19 protein-coding genes are annotated in these 22,713 nt (G+C 68.0%); 6 read left to right on the forward strand and 13 right to left on the reverse strand.

What is annotated here, in order from left to right:
- Positions 1–3: 3 nt before the first annotated feature.
- Positions 4–1,200, forward strand: a complete 1,197-nt coding sequence (locus F6Q13_RS02380; protein ID WP_293051703.1) for an alpha/beta fold hydrolase — start codon at positions 4–6, stop codon at positions 1,198–1,200.
- Here F6Q13_RS02380 and eccE read toward each other — a convergent pair.
- The 12 genes from eccE to F6Q13_RS02440 form a co-directional block, all read right to left on the reverse strand.
- On the reverse strand, positions 1,197–2,183 hold the full coding sequence (gene eccE, locus F6Q13_RS02385) for a type VII secretion protein EccE (RefSeq protein ID WP_293051706.1): 987 nt from the start codon (positions 2,181–2,183) through the stop codon (positions 1,197–1,199). The genes F6Q13_RS02380 and eccE overlap by 4 nt on opposite strands.
- Positions 2,180–3,577, reverse strand: coding sequence for a type VII secretion-associated serine protease mycosin (mycP, locus tag F6Q13_RS02390; RefSeq protein WP_293051709.1), 1,398 nt, complete (start codon positions 3,575–3,577; stop codon positions 2,180–2,182). Before mycP ends, eccE begins: the two co-directional genes overlap by 4 nt.
- Positions 3,574–4,968 carry a type VII secretion integral membrane protein EccD gene (gene eccD, locus F6Q13_RS02395; protein ID WP_293051711.1) on the reverse strand — a complete coding sequence of 465 codons (1,395 nt, stop codon included), beginning with the start codon at positions 4,966–4,968 and terminating at the stop codon, positions 3,574–3,576. The genes mycP and eccD overlap by 4 nt, the downstream gene beginning before the upstream one ends.
- A gap of 72 nt (positions 4,969–5,040) precedes the next feature.
- A complete protein-coding gene (locus F6Q13_RS02400; RefSeq protein WP_293051714.1) occupies positions 5,041–5,913 on the reverse strand; it encodes an ESX secretion-associated protein EspG in 873 nt (290 codons plus the stop codon).
- A 17-nt stretch (positions 5,914–5,930) separates the two neighbouring features.
- On the reverse strand, positions 5,931–6,221 hold the full coding sequence (locus F6Q13_RS02405; protein ID WP_293051717.1) for a WXG100 family type VII secretion target: 291 nt from the start codon (positions 6,219–6,221) through the stop codon (positions 5,931–5,933).
- A 15-nt stretch (positions 6,222–6,236) separates the two neighbouring features.
- Positions 6,237–6,530 carry a WXG100 family type VII secretion target gene (locus F6Q13_RS02410; protein ID WP_293051720.1) on the reverse strand — a complete coding sequence of 98 codons (294 nt, stop codon included), beginning with the start codon at positions 6,528–6,530 and terminating at the stop codon, positions 6,237–6,239.
- A gap of 28 nt (positions 6,531–6,558) precedes the next feature.
- On the reverse strand, positions 6,559–6,867 hold the full coding sequence (locus tag F6Q13_RS02415) for a PE family protein (protein ID WP_293051723.1): 309 nt from the start codon (positions 6,865–6,867) through the stop codon (positions 6,559–6,561).
- Positions 6,868–6,891: 24 nt separating this feature from the next.
- Complete coding sequence (gene eccCa / locus F6Q13_RS02420; RefSeq protein WP_293051726.1) at positions 6,892–10,836, reverse strand: type VII secretion protein EccCa; 3,945 nt, start codon at positions 10,834–10,836, stop codon at positions 6,892–6,894.
- Positions 10,833–12,404 (reverse strand): type VII secretion protein EccB, encoded by a 1,572-nt coding sequence (eccB, locus tag F6Q13_RS02425; RefSeq protein WP_293051729.1) that lies wholly within the window; start codon positions 12,402–12,404, stop codon positions 10,833–10,835. The genes eccCa and eccB overlap by 4 nt, the downstream gene beginning before the upstream one ends.
- Positions 12,401–14,248, reverse strand: coding sequence for a type VII secretion AAA-ATPase EccA (eccA, locus tag F6Q13_RS02430; protein WP_293051731.1), 1,848 nt, complete (start codon positions 14,246–14,248; stop codon positions 12,401–12,403). The genes eccB and eccA overlap by 4 nt, the downstream gene beginning before the upstream one ends.
- Before the next feature lie 361 nt (positions 14,249–14,609).
- Positions 14,610–15,515, reverse strand: coding sequence for a class I SAM-dependent methyltransferase (locus tag F6Q13_RS02435; RefSeq protein WP_293051733.1), 906 nt, complete (start codon positions 15,513–15,515; stop codon positions 14,610–14,612).
- Between the two features lie 71 nt (positions 15,516–15,586).
- The gene (locus tag F6Q13_RS02440) at positions 15,587–16,477 is read right to left on the reverse strand and encodes an oxygenase MpaB family protein (RefSeq protein ID WP_293051817.1); all 891 of its coding nucleotides are present in this window, start codon (positions 16,475–16,477) and stop codon (positions 15,587–15,589) included.
- Positions 16,478–16,546: 69 nt separating this feature from the next.
- Here F6Q13_RS02440 and F6Q13_RS02445 point away from each other — a divergent pair, with 69 nt between their 5' ends.
- Positions 16,547–17,191 (forward strand): TetR/AcrR family transcriptional regulator, encoded by a 645-nt coding sequence (locus tag F6Q13_RS02445; protein WP_293051735.1) that lies wholly within the window; start codon positions 16,547–16,549, stop codon positions 17,189–17,191.
- On the opposite strand, the gene F6Q13_RS02450 is transcribed toward F6Q13_RS02445, so the two are convergent.
- Positions 17,188–17,763 (reverse strand): VOC family protein, encoded by a 576-nt coding sequence (locus tag F6Q13_RS02450; RefSeq protein WP_293051738.1) that lies wholly within the window; start codon positions 17,761–17,763, stop codon positions 17,188–17,190. The genes F6Q13_RS02445 and F6Q13_RS02450 overlap by 4 nt on opposite strands.
- Before the next feature lie 227 nt (positions 17,764–17,990).
- Between F6Q13_RS02450 and F6Q13_RS02455 the strand changes: the two genes are divergently transcribed.
- From F6Q13_RS02455 to F6Q13_RS02470, 4 genes are all read left to right on the forward strand, one after another.
- On the forward strand, positions 17,991–19,124 hold the full coding sequence (locus F6Q13_RS02455; RefSeq protein WP_293051741.1) for an alpha/beta hydrolase: 1,134 nt from the start codon (positions 17,991–17,993) through the stop codon (positions 19,122–19,124).
- Positions 19,125–19,169: 45 nt separating this feature from the next.
- Complete coding sequence (locus tag F6Q13_RS02460) at positions 19,170–19,412, forward strand: CopG family transcriptional regulator (RefSeq protein WP_293051744.1); 243 nt, start codon at positions 19,170–19,172, stop codon at positions 19,410–19,412.
- Positions 19,409–19,840, forward strand: a complete 432-nt coding sequence (locus F6Q13_RS02465; protein WP_293051748.1) for a TA system VapC family ribonuclease toxin — start codon at positions 19,409–19,411, stop codon at positions 19,838–19,840. The genes F6Q13_RS02460 and F6Q13_RS02465 overlap by 4 nt, the downstream gene beginning before the upstream one ends.
- 296 nt (positions 19,841–20,136) lie before the next feature.
- Positions 20,137–22,326 carry an acyl-CoA dehydrogenase gene (locus tag F6Q13_RS02470; protein ID WP_293051751.1) on the forward strand — a complete coding sequence of 730 codons (2,190 nt, stop codon included), beginning with the start codon at positions 20,137–20,139 and terminating at the stop codon, positions 22,324–22,326.
- Positions 22,327–22,713 lie beyond the last annotated feature (387 nt).

Here is a 22,713-nt window from a genome sequence, read left to right on the forward strand (position 1 = left end):
GCGATGACGTCTGACACTACCCCGGCGGATCAGCCGATTCCGCTGCCCGAACTGCGGGGCGCCGACGCCGGCGCCGCCGGACTGCCGCACCGGTCGGCGCTGTCGCGCCGGCAGCGCGCGTTCGTCGATGTTTCCGCGCTGAGCGATATCGGACTGCGGACGGCGGTCGCCACGGTGCTGGCCGCGACAATGACACCCCCGGTTCTGGCTACTGCGTTGCGCCGCAGTGAATCCCATCGGGAACGTGACAACTTAAATTTCTACGCCGAGCTGGCCGAGGCGGGCTCGGCGGCGAAGTCCTTTCCGCCGCCTACGAGTTTACCGCAGGTCTCGTCGCGACCCGCCGGCTCCGTCGCCGAGCGGCGAGCGCACGGCAACGTCGAAACCATCTCCTTCGCCAGCAGCTTCGAAGCGGTCAATCCGGCCATGCGCAAACGCTGGCGCTCGCTGCGCCGCAACAACGTCGTATGGGCTCAGCATTGGCGGCACGACGACGGCCCACGCCCCACGTTATGCGTCATCCACGGCTTCATGGCATCGTCCTACCTGCTCAACGGGTTATTCTTCACGTTGCCCTGGTATTACCGGTCCGGCTACGACGTTGTGCTCTACAGCTTGCCGTTTCACGGCCGACGATCCGAAAGATACTCACCGTTCAGCGGATACGGTTACTTCGCACACGGGTTGTCCGGATTCGCCGAAGCAACAGCACAGGCCGTGCACGACTTCCGCTCGCTTCTGCACTATCTGCGCCACACTGGTGTCGAACGCATAGCCCTGACCGGGATATCCCTGGGCGGCTACACCTCGGCGTTGATAGCCTCGGCCGACGACCGGCTCGATGCCGTCATCCCAAACTGCCCCGCGGTCACACCGATAGCGATGTTCGACGATTGGTTCCCCGCAAGCGAGCTCGTTTCGCTGGGGCTACGAATCGCCGAAATCGGCCGCGACGAATTGGCGGCGGCGCTGTCGTACCACTGCCCGTTGAATTACCGTCCGCTGCCGACGACGGACCGCAGGCTGATCATCACCGGTCTGGGCGACCGCTTCGCACCGCCGGAACAGTCTGAAATGCTATGGCGGCATTGGGATCATTGTGCGCTGCACTGGTTCCCGGGCAGTCACCTCATGCACATCAGCAAGCTCGAGTACCTGCGCCGGATGACCCGCTTCTTGCACGGGTTCATGTTCGGCTAACCTGAAGTCACGGCCACCGAATGCGGCTGCCGGGCCGTGCTGGCCCAGCGCAGCCGCGCCAGCAGGTCGACGGGAAAGGCGCGGTGGCCGTCGAGTCGCCGAGCAGAGCCCGGATGCAATGCCGTCAGCGCCGGCCCGTGGTTTCCGGAGTGCGGGCTCAGCCCGGCCAGTGGGGCTGACTCAGCGGTCGCAGCGGTCGCGGTGCGGAATGCGCATCCGACGGCCAGGGTCGGACCGGCCCCGTCGTCGGCGATCTCCAGCACCGTCCAACGGGCGCGCGCCGGATACGCTTCGATGGCCGAGAGCGTCTCGGGCAGTCCCGCGTCGACGCCGACCTGATATGCCGCCCAGTAGTCGTCGCTTCCGGCGCGAATGCCACGCCACGATTCCCGGCCCTGCGCCAATGGCGGCACCTCGTCGGGCCCGACGAGGACGGTGGTCCAGCCGGTTTCGCGCAGGTGGTCGGCAAGGCGACGCGCGGCGACTTCCGCGGTCTCGTGCAACGGTAGCCGGGGCGCGCGGGCACGCAGCGCAACGAGGTTGTCGACGGCGGATAGGGTTATGCCGATCCAGGTCTGGCGTTGGCTCGCGGAGTCGGTGTCGTGGCTGGTGACGCGCAGCGCATAGGCGTGAATGCCGTAGCGGTCCAGGTATCGCGCGATCAGCGGCAACGGCAGCAGGTCGGGTTGGTTGTCGGCCGGGGTGATGCGCAGCAGCGCGGTCGTGCGGACGTCCATACCGGAGCCGTGGGCCGGGCGTCCGCGCCGGTTGCGAAATACCATCGCGATCCTGCGACGCAGGATCGTGGTCGCAAACAGTCCCCGCCAGCGGGCCAGTGACACGACGACCGCGGCGATGGCGATGCCGAGCACCCAACGCTCGCGCGGAGAATGCCACGGGTGGGCCATGGCCGCAGGTACGACGGCGAGCAGCACCAGCGTGGCTCGTCCGGTCGGCAACGACAACGCGCGGGGCGACTTCATGCAGCGGGATCCTTTCGTCGGCGCACCCGGATCGCGGCGACGACCGCAACCGCAGCGAGCAGACCCGCGGTCCCGACGGAGGCGACGAGCTGCGGGGTGTGGTCTTTTGCGGTCGGTTCCGGCGGGGCGGCGACCGGTTTCGCCGGTGCCGCAGCAGGTGCGCCGCCGACGGGGAGTTCCCATGTGAGCGCCGCGACGCCGTCGAGCGTGCCGGCGCCGACGACGTTGGACGGCACCCGCGCGCCGGCGTGGGCGGTCGCGGTGAGACGGTGCACGACCTGTTCGGCGGTCAACTCGGGATACTTGCTGCGCACCAGCGCCACGGCACCGGACACATACCCGGCCGCGTAGCCGGTGCCGCTGCACGCGACCAGTTGCCGACGCTGGTTGGGCAGCCCGTCGGCAAGCCCGCCGTCGTCGCGGTTGCTCACCGACACGATGTTCTCGCCGGGCGCGGCAATGCCCACCCAGGGGCCGGCCATGTCGAACGTCGACGGTTGCCCGTCGGGCGCCAGCGAGGCCACCGAAAGCACATAGGGCTGCCACCACGACGGGATGGACACCGAGGTCACAGCGGCCCAGTTCCGCGGATCGCGGGGACGACCCGGATCGGTGAGCGGGTTGGACTCGCACGACGCTCCGCTGGCCGTCGTGCCGGTCGGCCCGCTGTCGCCGGCGGCAGCGACGATCACCGCGTCTTTGTCCACGGCGGCGTAGCGCAGCGCTGCTCCCAGCGCGGCCTGATCGACGGTTCGGTCGGCGGGCAGGCAGGTCACCACCGAGATGTTGATCACCCGGGCACCCAGGTCGGCGGCGTGCACGATCGCCCGGGCCAGTGCTGTCACCTCGGTGGACGCCCGCGCCACGGTCGGGTCACCGCCGGGTGTTCGGGGCGAGAACTTCGCGGAGGTGACGCGCAAGGACACCAGCCGTGCTCCCGGGGCGACTCCGCTGAAACCACCGTCGCCGGGCCGGCCGGCGATAATGCCGGCGACCAGGGTTCCGTGCCCGTCGCAGTCGGTCAGTCCGTCGCTGGATTCCACGTAGTCGCCGCCCGGTGCCACGTCGGGCAGCCGCGGTCCCGGCCGCACCCCGGTGTCGAGGACCGCCACCAGCTGGCCGTCGCCGCGGGAGGTCCGCCACGCCGCGGGCAGGTCCATCGCTACCTGGTCGGGTGTGGGCGTGGCGGGATCCGTGCCGGCGATGATGCCCGAGGTGGTGCACTCGGCGGTCTGCTCCATCGGCCGCACCGGGCCGGGGGTGCCGTCCGGCGGCTCGACGCCCGGATCCACCGACGGGGGGCTGATCGCCCCAGCCGGCGGACCAACCCACACAGCGGCCAGCAACACCGCTGCCAGACAGGCTGATCTACTCGCGCCCCCGACCCGCATCATCGGTCGAGCACCCAGGAGAAGAGCCCTACCAGATAGGCCAGCACCGGGATCAGCGACGCGTCGATGCCCGACGCGACCAAACCCAGCAGCCGGCGCAGCGGCAGCGAGTAACTCTGCGGGTCGGCGATCGGCGGATTCAACGCTGCCAGCACCCAGGCTGCCACTATCAGGGCGAGCACCAGCACCGCGACCAACGCCGCCAGCGGACGTCCGGTAGCGGCGTAGAGCACCGACAGCGCGCCGGCGGTCAGATACGGCTGGGCCAACAGCCACGCCTTGCAGGCGGCGGCGTCCCACAGCCGGGCCCGCAGTGCCGTCGCCGCACCGACGGCACTCACCAGGTACCAGCCCCACGCCGAGAGCGTTTCGGGCCGCGACGCGATCGCCACCGAGCCGAGCACGCTGAGCAGCACGGCGGCCGCGATGAACCCGCTTTGGTGTGCTTCACTGATCCGCACCCGTCGCGGCAGGTCCGCCAGCACCCGCACCGGCGGCGGCGCCGGGGCAGGGTCGCCCGGTGCGGGAATGACCGGCAGCGGGAAGCGCGCCGCCAACGCCGCGAGCGGGGCGGCTGCCACGGTGACCACCAGCGCCACGGCGATCAGCACGCAGCCCACCGTGCGGATCGGCAGCTGCCACAGCGAGTCGATGGCCGCGGCGAGCAGCACACCTGCTCCGCACACCGCTGTGGCGGTGAAGAATCCGACATCGCGATAGCGCTCGCCGCGGGCCGTGATGATGCTGACCAGTGACCACGCCGTGACGCCCGCGCTGGCCAGCACCACCCGGGCCGCCCCGTCGCCGGCGGGTACCGCCAAGCTCAACGCGGCCGCGATCGGCGCCAGTGCGGTGATCGACAACGCCAGGCCCACGATCGGAGAGCGGGCCACCAGTCCGGCCAGTGCGGCGAGCACCGCGAGCACGCCGAGCGCGACCAGTCCGGCCGGCGAACCGGTCACCGCCCGGTAGGTGACCGCCAAACCAGTTGCCGCGATCACCAATCCGATGAGTGCGGCGAGGGCCCCGCGCCGGACGTGCGTAATCCCCCACGGCGTCAACCGCGATGCCGAGAAGATCACCGCAGCGTCGGCGATGTCCTCGACGATGCCGGGCGCGGCCGGCCCGGCGGGGACGGGCCGCAGGGCGAGCAGGTCACCGTCGACGACCCCGACGGTGTCCAGGCTGGCGTCCAGGCTGAACGGTGCCCCGCCGATCGGTGCCAGGCTGAACCGCACGGTGGCCTCGGCGTCGCCGCTATCGGCGGAGACCGCTAATCGTCGCACGGCGGGCAGGATTTCGCGCAGTGGTAGGTCGGCGGGCAGGGCCATCTCGGTCAGCCGGCTCTCGGCGAGGACGGCTACCCGGACGATCGGCATGACGGCGCTGGACATCACCGGGTCCTCCGGCGCTGATGGGACATGGGTTCTCTGTTCTCCTTTGTGGCTCAGTTTTGTGGCTCAGTGCTAGTTGGCCCGGGCACTCAAATCGGCACCGAAATCTCGGGACAGCCCTCGTGCGGGGAACCATTGGCCGCCGGGAAGGATCGCCGTGAGCTGTTGGACGGCGACGGCGATCGCGAACGGCGTTCCGGGGCAAAACGTGGAAACCCATTCGCCGTCAAAGGCGCGGGACGGGTGGACCAGCACTCGCCCGGCCGTGCTGTCCACGATGCTCATCCCGACGTCGGTGGTCATCTGCCGCCCGTCGTGACGACAGCCGGCGACGATTTCGACGTAGCTGCGCGGGCCGGTGAACACCGACTCCACGACGGGTCGGGCTGATCGCGGAATCCCGAGGTAATCACAGACTTCGGCGAGTGGGGTGCCGGCGCGCAACCGCTCGTCGGCCCGGGCGCCGACGCGCGCGGGCATGCTGAACTCCTCGAACTGCGCCGGCGACCGCCCCGCCAGGCCGACACCGAGGACCGGCACCAGCGCCCGCGGGTGATCGATCTCCATCGCGGTGAACGTGACCAGCTGCACGTTGCGCAGTGCGACGACAGTTTTCTCCCCGCGCCGCGCCACGACGCCGCGCAGCATCTCGGCGGCGCCCGAGGCCGCTACGGGTCCGACGTAGCGCAGGTCCAGCCAGCGGTCCGGGAAGCACACCACCCGCACCCAGTCGGCCACCGCGGGGTTGATCACACCGGGCGCCGACATCAGGCCCATCGCGCTCAGCTCGGCGGTCTGCCGATCGACGAACGCGCCGCGCTGCCGGGCATCGGTGTAGGGCATGGTGATTGCCAGTACCCACGGCAACGTTCCGGCGCCGACGGTCTCGGCGATAAACCACGCCTGCTCGACGGTCAGCTCGACGGCATTGGGCTCAGCGGCCATTCAACCTACCGCCGACCTCAGCCGCCCCATTTGGCGGCTTCGGCTTGGTCGCGGGCCAGCATCGACACCGTGTTGTTCTCGTGGGTGCCCGCCATCGCGTGATAGGCCCGCACCAGATCGCTCATCGCCTGGTTCCACTGGGTCTGCCAGGCCTGATAGGTCATTGCGGTGTCGCCCTGCCAGGCGCCCGACAGCGCCGCCTGCTCACTGGCGATATCGGCGCCCAGCCCCTGCATGGTCGCCGCGTACCCGCTCATATCCGCGGCATGGGCCAGCATCGCCGGGTAGTTGTACACAATCTGCGACATCATCTGTTCCTTACTTCAGAATCCGGTGTACTCCGACGCGGCAGCCGCATCGGCGGCCACATACGTGGCAGCGGCCTCCCCTAAATTGGCCTGGGCGATGTCGAGCAAGGTGTTGATCCGCGCGGCCACCTCCACGAAGCGCGCATGCGCTGCCTGAAACGCCGCCGCCGACTCGCCGACGTGAAATGCCTGGGCCGCGACCGCCTCCTGCTCGGCCTGGCTGATCGTGGAGCGCAACAGACCCGCCTTGGCCGCAAAGGCCGACTGCGCAGCCACCAACTGCGCGATATGGGCATCCAACAGACTCATCCCGGTTTCCTTCCCACTCGATTTATCGTCACAGTCCGCCGGCCAGGTAAGCCGACGCCGCCGTCGCGTCGCCGATGCCGTAGCTGGTGCCGGATTCGGCAACTCCGACGCCGGAGCGGCCGAGCTCCTCGACACCCTCGGCGGCGACGGCGACATGTTCGCTGCCCTGGGCGCTGAATCCGGCCGCGGTCTGCAGCGAGACCGGGTCGGCTGCCGGCGGGACCACCGCGGTGATCACGGGCGCCGCTTGGGCTTGCGCCGCCGCCAGCCGCGTGGTGATCGCTTCCACCGCAGCGCTGGCCGCGGCCAGGCCCTCCGGCACAACTCGCAGAGTCATGGCAGATACTCCTTTCGCCGAAACTCATCCACCATCGACGGTCACGCTCTGGTCGACCAACGGATTGACCAACTGCACATAGCTAGGTCTGTCACTGCCGTCCGACAGAATGGCCCGCCCGGGTGGCAACCGGTCGAATCGCCGACCTCGGATCTTGCCGCCATCGGCAGGGTTGCCGGACAGCATCAACGTGGTCGCCTGCAAATCGTTCATCCGGCGCAGCAGCGGGCTGGTCATCAGCGCGTGGGCAGATCCGCTCGCCCGCGCCGTGACGATCACCCGCAGGCCCAGGTCGCCGGCCTGTCCCAACAGTCCGACCAGCGGGGTCCACGGCCGTTGTCCTACGAAGGGCCCGATCATCGCCGGAGTGTCCGGTATCTGGTCGACGTCGTCGACGATCAGGTAGTGGGTGTGACCGGCATAGGACCACCGGGAAAGCTCCGATGGCGCGAGCTCCGCCGGCGGTCGGCGCTTCTCGATCAGCGCCGACAGGCCCAGCATCGCCGGGATGACGCGGTCGAGGTTCGCGATGTATTCGTTGTCGGGGAACAGCGGCTCGTCGACCAGGTGCAGCCGGCGGTCCAGCACGGTGAACGCCACCCGGTCGGGGCTGGAGTTTTGCCGGATCGTTCGGATGATGTGGCGCAGCAGCGTCGTCTTGCCGGACTTGGTGTCGCCGAGCACCATCAGCAGCGGGTCCGCGGCGAAGTCGAGTTCGACGGGCGCCAGGTCCTCTTCGCGCTGACCGATGACCACCCGGTCGGGCCCGGGGTACAGCGCTCCCAGCGCAGCCGGCGCCAGGTTGGTGGGCAGCAATCGCACCGGCGGCGCCGCCAGACCGGCATGGCGGGCGGTGATCGCCGCCACCTGGCTCAGGTCGGGTTGGGCGAACAGGAAGTGCTGGGCGGCCATGGTCAATCCGCGGCCGGGCTGGTTGGCCGGAACCGACTCCGCCGGCCGGCGCAGCGCACCGACCACCCGGACGTTGCTGTCGCGGGCATCGTGCAGCCTAAGCTCCAACCGCAGTCCGAGACCGTCACGCATCGCCAACGGCACCTCCAGCCAGCTCGGGGTGGTGATGACGACGTGGATGCCGTAGGCCAGGCCGATGTTGACAAGTTCGGTGACCCTGGTCAGCAATGGATTGCGGGTGCTGAATTGATCGGTGTTGTCCCGGCTGAACGCATAGAGGTTGTCGATGACCAAAAACACCTCGCCGAAACCGTCGTCGTGCCGGCCGTCCCGGGGCAGCTGCCGCTGCTGACGGCGGTGCAGCAACTGTTCGAGTTCGCCGAAGGTGCGGCGGATGCGCTCGGGTTCCAGCGGCGTCGCGACGCTGCCGACATGGGCCAGATCTTGCAGCACCCGCAGCTGCCCGCCGCCGTAGTCCAGGCAGTAGAAACTCACTTCGCGCGGTGAGTGCAGTTGGGCCGCCGATAGGATAAAGGTTTGCAGGGCAGTAGATTTACCGGACTTGGCGCCACCGTGTATTGCCATGTTGCCGGCTGCCGAGCGGGCATCGAACACCAGCGGGTCGCGGCGCATCTCGAACGGCTTGTCGATTTCGCCCAGCGGCCAGCGTAATTGCTGGGGCGGTAGCGCGGCGCGCGCCAGCACTGTGGCCAGCGGGATCGGTTCGTCCAGCGGCGGAAGCCACAGCTGCGGGGCCCGCGGGCCGTATCGCGCCAGCTGGTCACCGATCGTGGCGATCAGTTTGCGCGGCGGGTTCGTCGGCTCGTCCTGCTCGCCGTCGACCACGACGGTGTCCTGATCCGGCTCCACCCAGCCCGCGGTGAACAGCTTCGGCTCCGAAAATGACTGCATTCTCAGCTTTTTCGCTGTTCGCGGGGGATCGTAGATCCCGTCGACGTAGGTACTGCGGAACTTGATCGGAGCCGCCCCGGGGGCCGGCACCAAAAAACCCACGCCTTTGTGTTCTTTACCGGATTCGATGTGATAGGCGTCGTCCACCCCGATGATCTGGCGCGACACCGCGGGACTGGCCACCTTCAGGCCGATCCGGTAGGAGGTGTTCTTGTCGATGTCCTTGATCTTGCCGACATCCAGCGTCTGGGATGCGAACAGGATATGGATGCGAAACGAGCGGCCTTTGCGAGCGACGTAGTCGAACAGTTCGGCGTACTCGGGGTGATCGGCCAGCATCAGGGTGAACTCGTCGGCGACCACGAACAGCGTCGGGATCGGCGCCAGTTCGTGTCCGGCCGCGATCGCGTTCTCGTATTCGGTCACCGAGTTGAACGCGCTGCCCTGGATCTTCCGGCCGGCTTCGCGTAGCAGCACCTCACGGCGGGCCACCTCACCGCGCAAGGTATCGGCGAACCGCTCCGCCAGCGACTTCTTCTCGGCCATGTTCGAGATCACCGCGACGACCTGCGGGAAGTTGCGGAAGCTGTCGGCGCCCGCCTCACCTTTGAAGTCGGCGTAGATCACGATCAACCGATCCGCCGGGTGGGTTACCAGCAGTGCCAACAGAATCGACATCAGGGTCTGAGATTTTCCCGAGCCCGTCATGCCGATCATCAGCCCGTGTGGGCCCATGCCGCCCTCGGCCTCGTCCTTGAGGTCGAAGATCAGCGGCTCCCCGGTGGCGGTGACCCCGATCGGGACCCGTAACTCGTCCTCGCGCCGTCGCGGCGCCCACAGCGCCGGGACGTCGAGTCGCGACGCATCCGCAATGCCCAGCAAGGTGGTGAAGCTGGCACCGCGAATGGCTGCCGACTGCGAGCCGTTGTGCGTCGGGTCGGAGTCCCAGCGTGACAGTCGGCGTGCGAGGTGGGCGGCGTCGTCGGCCCCGAACTGGTCGGCGGTGTCGATGTAGCGCTGCCATCCACCGGTTTGCCAGCGGTCGATGACGCCGCCGGTGATGCGCAGGATCGGTTGTTCGGGGTCCGGGTACTGTTCGCGGTGCGGCGGTGTCGCCGAGCGTTGCACGACGGTGACTCCGGCGCGCCCCAGGGGCAGCGGGGAGCCGGCCAGGTCGTAGTCCGGTTCGTCGACGACGACGAGCAGGTGCCGCAACGTCTCGCCGGGCGCCCCGGTGAACGCCGGCCGATCGCTCAGCGCCGGCCCGAGCAGCGCGGCCAGCTCGTCGGCGTGGGCGGTCAAGTATCGGGCCGGGCCCACTCCGTCGAGCCGGCCGGGAATGTCCACATGCGGTAACCACTTCAACCAGGACCACTCCGGGGTCTCCAGGTCCGCTGAGGCCACCGCGACACCCAGGACGGTCGGGTCATGCCAGGTCACGGCCTGCGCGATCCAGGCCCGCAGCGCGGCGCGCACCTCGGCGGGCTCGCCGAGCACGGTGATGCGGGAGACCCTGCCCAGGTCGATGGCGCTCGGCAGGTCGCGCACCGTGCGCCCGATCTCCAACAGGCTTCGTAATGCGCTGTGACACACCGGTTCCAGATCGATTTCGGCGACGGTGTCGCTGACCCGCAGAGCGGTGTCCAGCTCAGCCGAGTGCAGTCCCACCCGCACCGCCAAGAAGTCGGCGTCGTGCGGGTCGCGTTCCCACTGACGGCGCGAGCCGGGTATGGCGACCAACTCGGCCGGCGCCGGATGCGACCACTGCGCGGCGGCACGCTGGTCGGCGGCGTGCGCCCGGATGTTGTCCCGCACCACCGACAGGTAACGCAGGTAATCGGCGCGCTCGGCGTCGACCTCCACGGTGCGGGCTTTCTTGTCGCCGCCGCGGTACAGCCCGGTGGCGGCCAGCAGGATGACGAACGGAAAAAACAGCATCGCCGGTGAGAACAGCCGCATGCCCGCGGCGACGATGGCGATGATCATCCCGACGATGAGCACGACGATGACCACGGGCAGGGCCCGCTGCAAAAAGGGCGGCGGTATCACCCTCGGCAGCTCAGGCGGCGCCTCGATGGTGATGGTGCCCTTGCGTGTCACCGGCGGGGGCAGCCGACGACGGGTTTCGAAGATCAGGCGACTCATCGGCTCTCACCGCCGTTCCCGGGTCGGGCGTCGGGCGCCAGGCCGTCGTGGGCGAGCAGCGCGTCGGCCCGCGACAGCGTCGGGCCCGGGGCGAACTGCGCCAGCATCGACCAGGGAATCGCAGTCGGTGGCGGGTTTAGCCCCAGTGCCTCAACAGTTTTGGGACGTCCAGTAGAAGTGGTGGCCTCGTTGTCGATGCCGTAGCGCACCCCGGTGTCGGCGATCCAATACAGCGACCCGCCGGCCCCCGACGCGGCATCCTGGCCGACGGTCTGGACGAAATAGCCGGTGCCGGGCGGCAACGCGACGCGGGTGGCGACACCGTCGACGCCGGCCCCGACCAGGTCTTCGGGGTGGATGCGGTCGGGCACTGGAAGCACCGGGCCGGACAATAGGGTCAGCGAGCTGCCGGCCGAACCCGCCGGCTTGCGCCAGTAGGCGCACGTGACCGGGTTGCGGGCGACATCGACGAGGTGGACCCGCTGCTCGGGATAGCGGCCGGTGTCCAGCGTGCGCGACACCGGCAGCCGGGCGACCTGATCGGCGCGCAGCTGCGGCGGCTGATCCAAACCATAGGAGTCGGCGTTGCGCAGCAGCGCGGCGAGCACCGGTGAGATCGGTTGCAGGCCATCGGACAACACCGCGTAGTACTGCACGGCGTCGGCAGACTTTTCGGTCAGGGCGTGCGCGGCGACCACCGAGCCGACCGGCGCGGCCACGGGCAGGCCGAACTGCGGCGGCTCGCCTGCACCGGGGACGACCGGCACGGTCAGCGCCGCGGCTTCGGGAATCGCGTTGAGAAGGCCGGCGGCAATAGGTCGCGGCGCGGGCGTGTCGATACCGAAGCCCAGCGCCCCGGTGACGGCGCGGTCGGCCAGGTCGATCCGGCTGCGCCTGCCGTCCCACAGCAGCCAGACGCCGGTCGGATCTTCGGCCAGCACCGCGTCCTGCCGACCGAGCCGGCCGGCCCGGGCACCGCTGCTGTCGGGCGGGCCCGCGATCAGCGTGACGCCGGCAGACGGGCCGCCGGCCGCGTCGCACACCGTCCAGTCGGCGTCCTTGGCGGTGTTTTGCACCATCCGCTCCGGCGCGCCCGGAATGCCGAGGAGATTGCCGCGCGGAAATTGATCCAGTTCACGGCTTTTGACGGTGGTGGGATCGACGGGCCGGCCGACGATCAGCCGGGCCGAAGTCAAGTTGAGCACCGGGTGCAACCGCTCGCCCAGCCGCACGTAGAGCGCGGCGGTGGACCGGTCGGCCAACACGGTGTCGTGGGCCGCCGAGGGGTTGGGCTGTATCAGTGTGAACACCAGGCAGCCCACCAGCGCCGTGGCCAAGATCAGCGCCCCCATCAACACCGCGCGGGCCTGGGTGCGCAACGGCTCGACGAGCATCCGGGTGTCGTGCAGGGCCACCCCGGCAGCGATCCGGCGCATCACAAACCGCCAGCCGCTGACCTGATGGCGGGTGACGAAGCCGCGGCGATAGGCCACCGCCTGCGGATTGTCGTTGACCGGGGTGCGGGAGGAGAACGAGCGCCGGTCCTGGCCGGGTTCCGGATCGGTCATGCCGGCAGTTCCAGACCCAGCCCGGCCAGCAGGGCCGGCACGGTGTTGGCCACGTCACCGGCGGTAATCGTCATCAACTCCTCGTCGCTGAAGTCGCCGATCTGCGCGTGGACAGAGTGATCCAACCGGAACTCGCGTTCTTCCTCGGACTTTTCCACCACGTTGCGGACGAACCGGCCGTTGCCGGCGATGTCGAGCCCGCGGCGTTCGATCCCGTTGAAGTCGGGCTTGGTCACGTCGGCCAACTGCCCGAATAGCCGTTCCAGGTCGTCGAGCGCGGCCGGTTCGAAAACACTGTCCCGCTTGGCGGCCATGAAGTTAGCGATCTCGATCAACTCACTGGGTTTGTAGGACGGGAAGTCGATGGTCCGAGTGAAACGCGAGCGCAGGCCCTGGTTGGTGTCGAGGAACTTGTCCAGGTCGGCGCGGTAGCCGGCGATGATGACCACCAACCGGTCCCGGTCGTTTTCCATGCGGGCCAGCAAGGTGTCGATGGCCACCAGGCCGAAATCATTTTTGGCACCGGTGGCAACAAGCGCATAGGCCTCGTCGAGGAACAGCACTCCGTCCAGTGCACTGTCGATGATCGCATTGGTCTTGGCCTCGGTCTCTCCGATGTGCTGCCCGATCAAATCGGCCCGGTGGACTTCCTTGATGTTCTCCTTCTTGAGCAGGCCCAAACCGCAATAGATTTTCGCGATGACGCGGGCAATGGTGGTCTTGCCGGTCCCAGGCGGCCCCGTGAAGACCAAGTGGTGGGTGCGTTGGGCCACTTCCAGGCCGCGCGCTTTACGCACCAACTCCATCGCGACCGCACTTTTCAGTCGCGCCACCTGGTCTTTGACCTTCTCCAAACCGATGAATTCGCCCAGCTCTTTCTCGGCCTCCGCCAGCAGCGAGGCCTTGCGCTCCTGAGCGCCGGGATCCACGAAATCACCAGGCGCGGGCTCGGTCCCGGGATCCCACGGATCGCTCCGCGCGTCTATGCGATCGGCGGTCGTGGTCTGGATGCCGAAGCTGCTATCCGACAGCGCCTCTTCGATGTGGGTGTTCTCCGGATTGGCGGCATAAAGGTCCTGCAACACCTCCCGGGCGGTGTCCTCGTCGCCGTCCGCGCGCAGCGCCAGCGCTTTAGCCAGCGCGCCGTCCACCGCGGCGACGGCGACAGGCCCGTCAGGCTCCTCGAGGTAGGACAATGCTGCGGCGAACATGCCCAGCCGGGCCAGCGCGATGCCCAAAGTGATCTTGGCGGCGTGCGCGAAGTACTCGTCGAGACCGGGTTCGTTGACGATCGGAGACAGCAGCTTGACGACGTCCGACCAACGCTGGGCGCGATAGTGGAGCGCGACCTCAACCCAGCGGGCGTGGCGCCAGCCCGGCCGGCGTTCGCTGACCTCGACGAGCAGCTTATGTGCGTCGGCGTAACGCTCCCCGGCGACCAGTGCCGCCGCGAACGCGAGGCAGAAATCGTCGGGATCGGTTGCCCGGAACCGCAGATACAGACCGGTGTCGTAGTGGAAACCCAGCGCGCCCGGTGCCAGCTCCACGTGGCGCTGCAGCACGCCCGCAGTCGGCGCGGTGCGCCAGATCGCCTCCAGCACGGTGGTGGACACCTCGCCGGCGGCGGCCAGCCCGGTCCACGCATCGCACTGGTCGTAGGCGATACGCGTGAGCGCGGCGAACCCGGACCGGGCAGCAGCCGGGTCGGCGGGGCGTCGACGGTCGTAGACGGCCAGGCCCAGAGCCCGGCAGCAGGTGGCGAATCGGCTGACGACATCGTCGTCCACCCGGATGGTCGCGGGCCGGGTCACGAGCAGGCCGGAATCAGCGCTGTCCACCCGCATGCCTCCCCTCGCCAGAGGTAGTGTTGCCTAAGCTAACTTCAGTGAAGTTAGCATTGCTTAAGCTAAGTGTCGAGGCGCCGGAGGTGACCGGAAGTCCGAGGCCGGTTACCCGGTGGCCGAAATCCGGCCGCTGTCCCTGCGTCGTCATGACTGTCTCTTCATCGACTGCTACTCCGCCCGTGATGCAAATCATTTGCGGTACGGCTTCGACGGATGCTAACACGGGTCCGCGTCTGCGAAAACGGGAAACGAATGTCTTTATGCCGGTCTTTGTGCCGCCTTTCCCCGAGCCGACCATGACAAAGAGTCGGTCTCGACGGCGCCGCGGTTCCACCGCACACCGACGCCGGCCCGCGCTCGCCTAGGCTTTGACGGCGCTGACCAGCGTGTTACGGGCGATCATCGGTCCGGCTTCGCTATCCGGTCCGGGCACCGGGCGGCCGAGTTCGCGCAGGTAATCCCCCAATGGGGTTGCGACCGCGGTCCAGCCGTGCGCGGCGAACCACTGCTCGGCCGGCGCGCACTGCTCGTTGTAGACCAGCTGGAAGAACATCCGCGGGTCGCCCGCGGCGTTGGCTGCCCGTTCGGCCTCGACGGCCGCCACGAACTCGTCGGGCGGCATCGGAGCGCCATCCTCGATCGCAGCATGGCTGCCCGGGCAGGACAACGAGTCGATGCCGACGAACAATTCCTCCTGCGCCACAGCCGGGAGATAAATCAACAGACCTTCGGCGATCCAGGCCGACGGCCGGGCCGGGTCGAATCCGCCGTCCCGCAACGCGTGCGGCCAGTCCTCTCGCAAGTCAACCGCGATCTCGCGGCGTTCGGCCCTGGCTGTAGCACCCTGCTTCGCGAGCACCTCGCGTTTGAAGTCGAGGACCTGCGGACGGTCCAACTCGAAGATCGTCGTGGCGTCGGGCCAGGTCAGCCGGTAGGCGCGCGAATCCAGTCCGGCAGCCAGAATGACGATCTGGCGCACTCCCGCGTCGGCGGCCCTGGCGAAGTAGGTGTCGAAATACCGCGTGCGGGCACCCTGGTAGTTGACGAAATGCCGGCCGAAATCGCTGGTCGTCAGATGGTGTGTGGGAGCCTTGCCGTCCAGCACATCGGCCGCGGTGCCGCCCACGGCCCGACAAAACACCTCGGCGAACGGATCGACCGCCAGCGGGTCGGGCTTTTTCGCCTCCAGCGCCCGGGCGAGGGCCACGTTCAACGCGGTCGCACCGACACTCGTCGTGATGTCCCAGCTGTCACCGTCGGTACGCACCAAACCGAGACTACCTTCGCGATTTTGCCCGGTTCGCCTCGGTGCGCCACATCCGCCCGCGCGGCTGAGCCTCACACCAACGGGCGGCCGGTCCTGATCCGCCGGTCCACATCCCACAGCAACACGTTGAACGGGAACTGCCGGACACAGCGCGGCATCAGGTTGTTGACCGTGCGCAGCACGGCGATAAGCCGGTTGAAACGCCGTTGCCTGGCAGCGTCCCACCGCAAGTGCATCTCGTTGCGAAACCGTTGTGGCAGAAACCCGGTGGTAATCAGGAGTCCGGGCTTATCGGCCCACCGTTGCAACCACGCGGGCAACCTCAGCCCCGGTACCCGGCCCGCCGCGATCGGGTAGAGATAGTCGCGAACCGCATCGTCGATGTGAACTCGGTCCAGTGACTTCTGCCAGTACTCGTCGAAGGCCCTGCGGTCGGCCGGCCACATCTGCGGCGGCACCTGCAACATGGTGCCAAGGACCATGCCCTCGCGATAGTGCCGTTCGGCGGCGTCGTCGTCCATCTCGCCGACGAACACGCGATAAAAGTCGACGCCGCCCTTGTAGAGGCAGGCCGCCACCCACAGCTGCAGTTCCGGGTCGAACGCGTTATAGGTGACCGGGCTGTCGGCGGTCGAATAGACCTGGGCATGCACCCGGTTCACCGCCCGGCGGAACGCCGCCTGCTGGGGGGCGGTGCCCGCCATCGCCACCGCCAGGTAAGTGAACGTGGTGCGGGCCCGCTTGATCGGATGCCGGTCCAGCCGGCCGCCTTCGACGCGGCTCTCCAGCACGCCGTAACCGACGCCGGGCAAGGCCAACTGCATGATCACATTGGCCGGGCCGAGCAGCAGCGCCAGGCCCATCAACGTGTCCTCGATCCCCACGGCCCGCCGGGGCCGACGGCGCGCCGTCCCGGGGATCGGAGGATCACTGACCGCACGCTCGACGTGTTGAACGGTCATCGCCACCTGCCCGCACATTCTGAGAACACCCGTTTCCTGATATTGTCGCCCGCGGCGCCGGGTGTCAAGATGGTGCCCGTGGGATTGGCAACCCAGACCAGCGCACGGCCCTACCGGGGTGTCGAGCCCGCCGACCGGCTGGCTGACCGCAGGGGTCGGCTGATGTCCGCCGGTCTGGATATGCTCGGCGCCGATCCGGTCGCCGGGCTGACCGTCCGGGGCATCTGTCGGCGAGCCGGCGTGGCCGCGCGCTACTTCTACGAAAGCTTCGCCAACAAGGACGAATTCGTCGGCGCGGTCTTCGACTGGGTGATCGCCGAACTGGCCGCCACCACTCAGGCCGCAGTGGCCGGGGCGTCCCCCGAGGAGCAAACGCGCGCCGCGATGGCCAGCATTGTGCGGGCCATCGACGGCGATCCCCGGGTCGGCCGTCTGTTGTTCAGCTCACCGCCGGCCAGCCCGGTGCTGATTCGCAAGCGCGAGGAGTCCGGTGCACTGTTCGCCATGCTATCCGGCCAGCAGGCGGGCGCTGTGCTGCGCATGCAGCCCAACGAGCGAATCAGGGCCACAGCATATTTCGTGGTAGGTGGGGTCGGGCAGACCCTGAGCGCCTGGCTGGCCGGCGCGGTGCGGCTAACCGCCGAGCAACTTGTGGAACAGCTTGCGTCGCTGCTGGACCATCTCGGCGACCCAATGCTGTACCGGGACGACTAGTGTCCGACCGGCTGGCGCCGGTCGGCCGCGGTCTTCGGCACGACATGCGCGTCGGCGTCACTGAATTCCTTAGTCCAGCAGGCGAACTCAAGCGTTATACCGTCGGGGTCTTGAAAATAGAACGATCGCACGTAGACGCCCGGGTGTACGGTGGCCGAGACCTGCCGCTCGCTCTCGTCGTGGTTAAGCACCGGACCGACCCGAACTCCCTTGTCCTTGAGTCGCTGCCGGTAAGCGTCGAACTTGTCGGGCGGGACGTGGAAGGCGAGGTGGTTCATCGTGCTAACCGCGCTGGTGATTTCGCCGATACCCGGGAGCGCGGCCGGTGAGGAGATACCCGGCACCCGATCCGGTGCGTCGGCGAACCAGAAGAACGCGACGCAGTCCCCGTTGCCGGCGTCGAAGAAGAAATGCTGACCGGCCCCGCCGGGCAGATCGAGAGATTTCACCAACGGCATGCCCAGAACGCCCGAGTAGAAGTCGACGGTGCGCGCCATGTCCGAGCAGACCAGGGCGACGTGGTTGATCCCGCCAAGCTCGAATTCGGTGTTGGGATTGTGCGGCTTGATCATCGCCCGCCTCCCGTCCGTGGGCATCGCGTATCGCTGTTTCCTGGCGGAGATCCGGATCAGAATCTAGCATCAGGTGGGATTCTCTTCCAGCGGTGCAGGGGTGAAGGAGCGGGGCGTGGCCGTGGCTACCGCGTCCGGGCGGCCCGGGCAGCGCAGCAGGTTGTCGACGCGCGGTGGCCCGCCGGCCGGAATCTTCGGCCGGGTCAGATCACCGGGGGATCGGTGAGGTGACTCCCAAGACCGGCACGCCGGGGGTAATCCGTGAGTTCATCGGGTTGCCGTCACCGACCGCGCGTCGCGCCGGTGCGGGCGGGCATCCCTGCCAGGGGCTCTATCACCGCGGCGTGGGTCGCAGGCCGAAGGTGGCCGTGATCGCCACCCATTACCAAATCGACTTCTCCGAGCACTATCTCGCGGATTACCTCGCCACCCGCGGCATCGGATTTCTGGGCTGGAACACCCGATTTCGGGGATTCGAGAGCAGTTTCCTGCTCGACCACGCCCTGGTCGACATCGGCGTAGGTGTCCGCTGGCTCTACGAAATACAACGCGTGGAAGCCGTAGTTTTGCTGGGTAATTCCGGCGGTGGCTCGCTGATGGCGGCGTACCAGTCACAGGCAGTCGAGCCGAACGTGACGCCACTGCCGGGTATGCGACCGGCTGCCGGGCTGACCGACCTGCTCCCAGCCGACGGCTACATCGCCAGCGCTGCGCATCCCGGGCGCCCCGACGTCTTGACTGCGTGGATGGACGCCGCGGTCATCGACGAAAACGATCCTTTGCCAACCAATCCTGATCTGGACCTGTTCAACGCAACCAACGGTCCCCCGTTCTCCGAGGAGTTCCTCAGGCGCTACCGGTCTGCGCAGATCGCACGCAACGAAGCCATCACCGACTGGGTCGAGAGCGAACTGAAACGGGTTCGCGCAGCAGGTTTTTCCGACCGTCCCTTCACGGTGATGCGTACCTGGGCGGATCCGCGCATGGTTGACCCGACGATCGAGCCGACCAAGCGTATCCCGAACATGTGTTACGCGGGCGTACCGGCCAGTGCCAACCGCTCAGCACACGGGATCGCGGCAGCCTGCACGCTGCGCAACTGGCTTTCGATGTGGAGCCTGCGGACCGCGCAGACCCGGGCCGAGCCCCACCTGGCGCGCATTACCTGCCCGGCACTGGTGATCAACGCCGAAGCCGACACCGGGGTGTTTCCGTCCGACGCCCGACGGATCTACGAAGCGTTGGGGACAGTGGACAAGTCGCTCTGCGCCATCGACACCGACCACTACTTCACCACCCCCGGGGCACGCAGCGAGCAGGCCGACACGATTGCCAAGTGGATCGCCGCGCGATGGCGCTGAGATGATCCCAGAGCCGGCTCGGCGTGATGCGCTAACATCAGATGCATGCGCACCACGCTGTCGTTGGATGATGACGTACTGCTCGCGGTGAAGGAGCGCGCGCGCCGTGAGAACCGCACCGCAGGTGAGGTTCTGTCCGATCTTGCCCGCCAGGCTCTCACACAACGGAACGACCTTGATTTGCGCACGCCAGGAGCGAGCTTCTACGGGTTCGAACCCTTCGACCATCGGGGTCCCGCGGTATCTAGTGCGCTGATCGACCGGCTGCGTGACGAGGAGGCCGTGTGACGCGGGCGCTGCTCGACGTGGGTGTTCTCATCGCACTGCTCGACAGCGACCACGTCGACCACTCGCGTGTCCGCAGGTGGATCGGTGCCGAGATCGGGCACGGCTGGGCATCGTGTGCAATCACCCAAAACGGCTTCGTGCGCATCGTCAGCCAGCCGCGCTACCCCAGCCCGGTGCCGCCCGCTCAGGCAATCGGCAGACTGGCCCGCGCTGCGGCGACCGACTACCACCAATACTGGCCCTGTTCAGTCAGCCTGCTCGACAACGAACTGATCGACTACTCGCGGTTGCACGGGCATCGCCAGGTCACCGACGCATATCTCCTCGCCCTGGCAACCGCCCACGGCGGCCGGTTCGCGACTCTCGACCAATCCATTCCCATCGACGCGGTCCGCCACGCCGGCGCCGATAACCTGGCGCTGATCTGATTTCGTTCCCCGCCCGCGTGCGGGCCGTGTCGGGCGTTCCCCGCCCGCGTGCGGGCCGTGTCGGGCCGGGCTTGCGCGTCGTGATGAGCCATCGGCAGGCGTGCATCCCGCGCGGGAACGGTGTCAAGGCCCGTTACCACTGGGAACGGCGCCAGATCGGCAGGAAATCCACCTCGTGCCGGTACGCGACGGCTTGACGCTCGCCGCACACGCGAGTGCCGACCCCTGTCGTCAACCAACCGACCGGTTATTAGATTGAGGGGGAAACGACCCTGCACACGCTAGGAAGGCGACCAATGCCGATCGCGATCACCCCTGAGCATCAAGACTTGGCCGATTCGGTGCGGTCCTTTGTGGCGCGGGTGGCGCCATCGGAGGTCTTACACGCCGCGCTAGAGACCCCCATCGACAATCCTCCACCGTACTGGCAGGCTGCGGCAGAACAAGGCCTGCAGGGGGTACACCTTGCTGAATCCGTCGGTGGACAGGGCTTCGGCATCCTTGAGCTGGCGATTGTGCTCGCCGAGTTCGGCTACGGCGCGGTGCCGGGCCCGTTCGTGCCGTCGGCGATCGCCAGCGCACTGATCGCCGCGCATGATCCCGACGCCAAGGTGCTCGCCGAGCTGACGTCCGGCAAGGCCATCGCCGCCTACGCGCCGGTTTCGGGCTTAACGGCAACCCGGCACGACCCCGACAACCTGGTGATCCGGGGCGAGGTGCGCGCGGTGCCCGCCGCCGCTCAGGCCTCCATCCTGGTGCTGCCGGTGGCGATCGACAGCGGCGACGAGTGGGTCGTGCTGCGCGCCGATCACGTCGAGATCGAGCCGGTCCAGAGCGTGGATCCGCTGCGACCGGTCGCCCACGTGCGGGCCAATGCCATCGAAGTCAGCGACGACGCCGTACTGAGCAACCTCAGCATGCCTGTCGCGCACGCCCTGATCTCGACCTTGCTGTCCGCTGAGGCCGTCGGAGTCGCCCGATGGGCCACCGACACCGCGGCGCAATACGCCAAGATCCGCGAACAATTCGGAAGGCCGATCGGCCAGTTCCAGGCGGTCAAGCACAGGTGCGCGGAAATGATCGCCGACACCGAGCGCGCCACCGCGGCGGTGTGGGATGCCGCGCGCGCGATCGACGAGGCCCGCGCCGGTAACGGGTCGGGAGTCGAGTTCGCCGCCGCGGTGGCCGCGACCTTGGCGCCGGCGGCTGCTCAACGCTGCACGCAGGACTGCATCCAGGTGCACGGCGGCATCGGCTACACCTGGGAACACGACACGAACGTCTACTACCGCCGCGCGCTGATGCTGGCCGCGTCCTTCGGTCGTCGCAGCGACTACCCGCAGCGGGTGCTCGATAGTGCGACCAGCACCGGGATGCGCCAACTCGACATCGACCTGGACCCCGACACTGAGCAACTGCGCGCCGAAATCCGCGCGGAGGTCGCCGCGCTCAAGGCAATGCCGCGTGAGCAGCGCACCGCGGCAATCGCCGAGGGTGGCTGGGTGCTGCCGTATCTGCCGAAGCCGTGGGGGCGGTCGGCCGGCCCGGTGGAGCAGATCATCATCGCCCAGGAATTCAGCACCGGGCGAGTCAAGCGCCCGCAGATCGGTATCGCGGCCTGGATCGTCCCGTCGATCGTCGCATTCGGCACCGAGGAGCAGAAGCAGCGTTTTCTGCCGGCGACCTTCCGAGGCGAGATCTTTTGGTGCCAACTGTTTTCCGAGCCCGGCGCCGGATCCGATCTGGCCGGGTTGACCACCAAGGCGACCAGAGCCGAGGGCGGCTGGCGGATCACCGGACAGAAGATCTGGACGACCGCCGCGCAGCTCTCCCACTGGGGAGCCCTGCTGGCCCGTACCGACCCGTCGGCACCGAAGCACAACGGCATCACCTATTTTCTGCTGGACATGCACAGCGAAGGCGTGCAGGTCAAGCCGCTGCGCGAACTCACCGGTGGCGCGATGTTCAACACTGTGTTCATCGACGACGTGTTCGTGCCCGACGAGATGGTGCTGGGCGAGGTGAACCGGGGCTGGGAGGTCAGCCGCAACACCCTGACCGCGGAGCGGGTGTCGATCGGCAGCAGCGAGTCACCGTTTTTGGCCAGCCTCGACCAGCTCGTCGAATTCATGCGTGACGGCCAATTCGACCAGGTTGCCCAGAACCGGGCCGGACAGTTGATCGCCGAAGGCCACGCCACCAAGCTGCTCAATATGCGCTCGACGCTGCTGACTCTGGCCGGCGGGGACGCGATGCCGTCGGCGGCGATCTCCAAGCTGTTGTCGATGCGCACCACGCAGGGCTACGCGGAGTTCGCCGTGTCCACGTTCGGCACCGAAGCTGCGATCGGCGACCCCGAGCAGCTGCCGGGCAAGTGGAACCAGTACCTGCTGGCCAGCCGCGCCACCACGATCTACGGCGGCACCTCGGAAATACAGCTCAACATCATCGCCGAGCGGCTGCTCGGTCTGCCTCGCGATCCGTAGGGTTAGCGCCTCCGCACGCAAAAATTCACGCCTGCCTGGTGTCAGATCGGCGTGAATTGTCTTCGTGAATCGGCTTGGAGGCCGGCTGGCCTCGCCTGCCTATCGGCGAGGCCAGCCGGTGCTTCCCTCGTGGACTCAGCGTCACGGGCCAGGCGGTGGGGGAAACGGCGGGCCCGGGGGAAACGGCGGGCCCGGAGGAAACGGCGGGCCCGGAGGAAACGGCGGGCGTCCAGGGAACGGGCCTCCGCGCCCGAAGTAGTCACCGCGCCCGAAGTAGTCACCACGCCCGAAGTGATCACCGCGCCCGAAGTGATCACCACGCCCGAAGTGGTCATGATGACCCATCGGGCCGTGACGACGGATCAGGTGGTGACCTAACGGGATGTG

This window comes from Mycobacterium sp. (assembly GCF_008709575.1).
Classification (GTDB): domain Bacteria; phylum Actinomycetota; class Actinomycetes; order Mycobacteriales; family Mycobacteriaceae; genus Mycobacterium.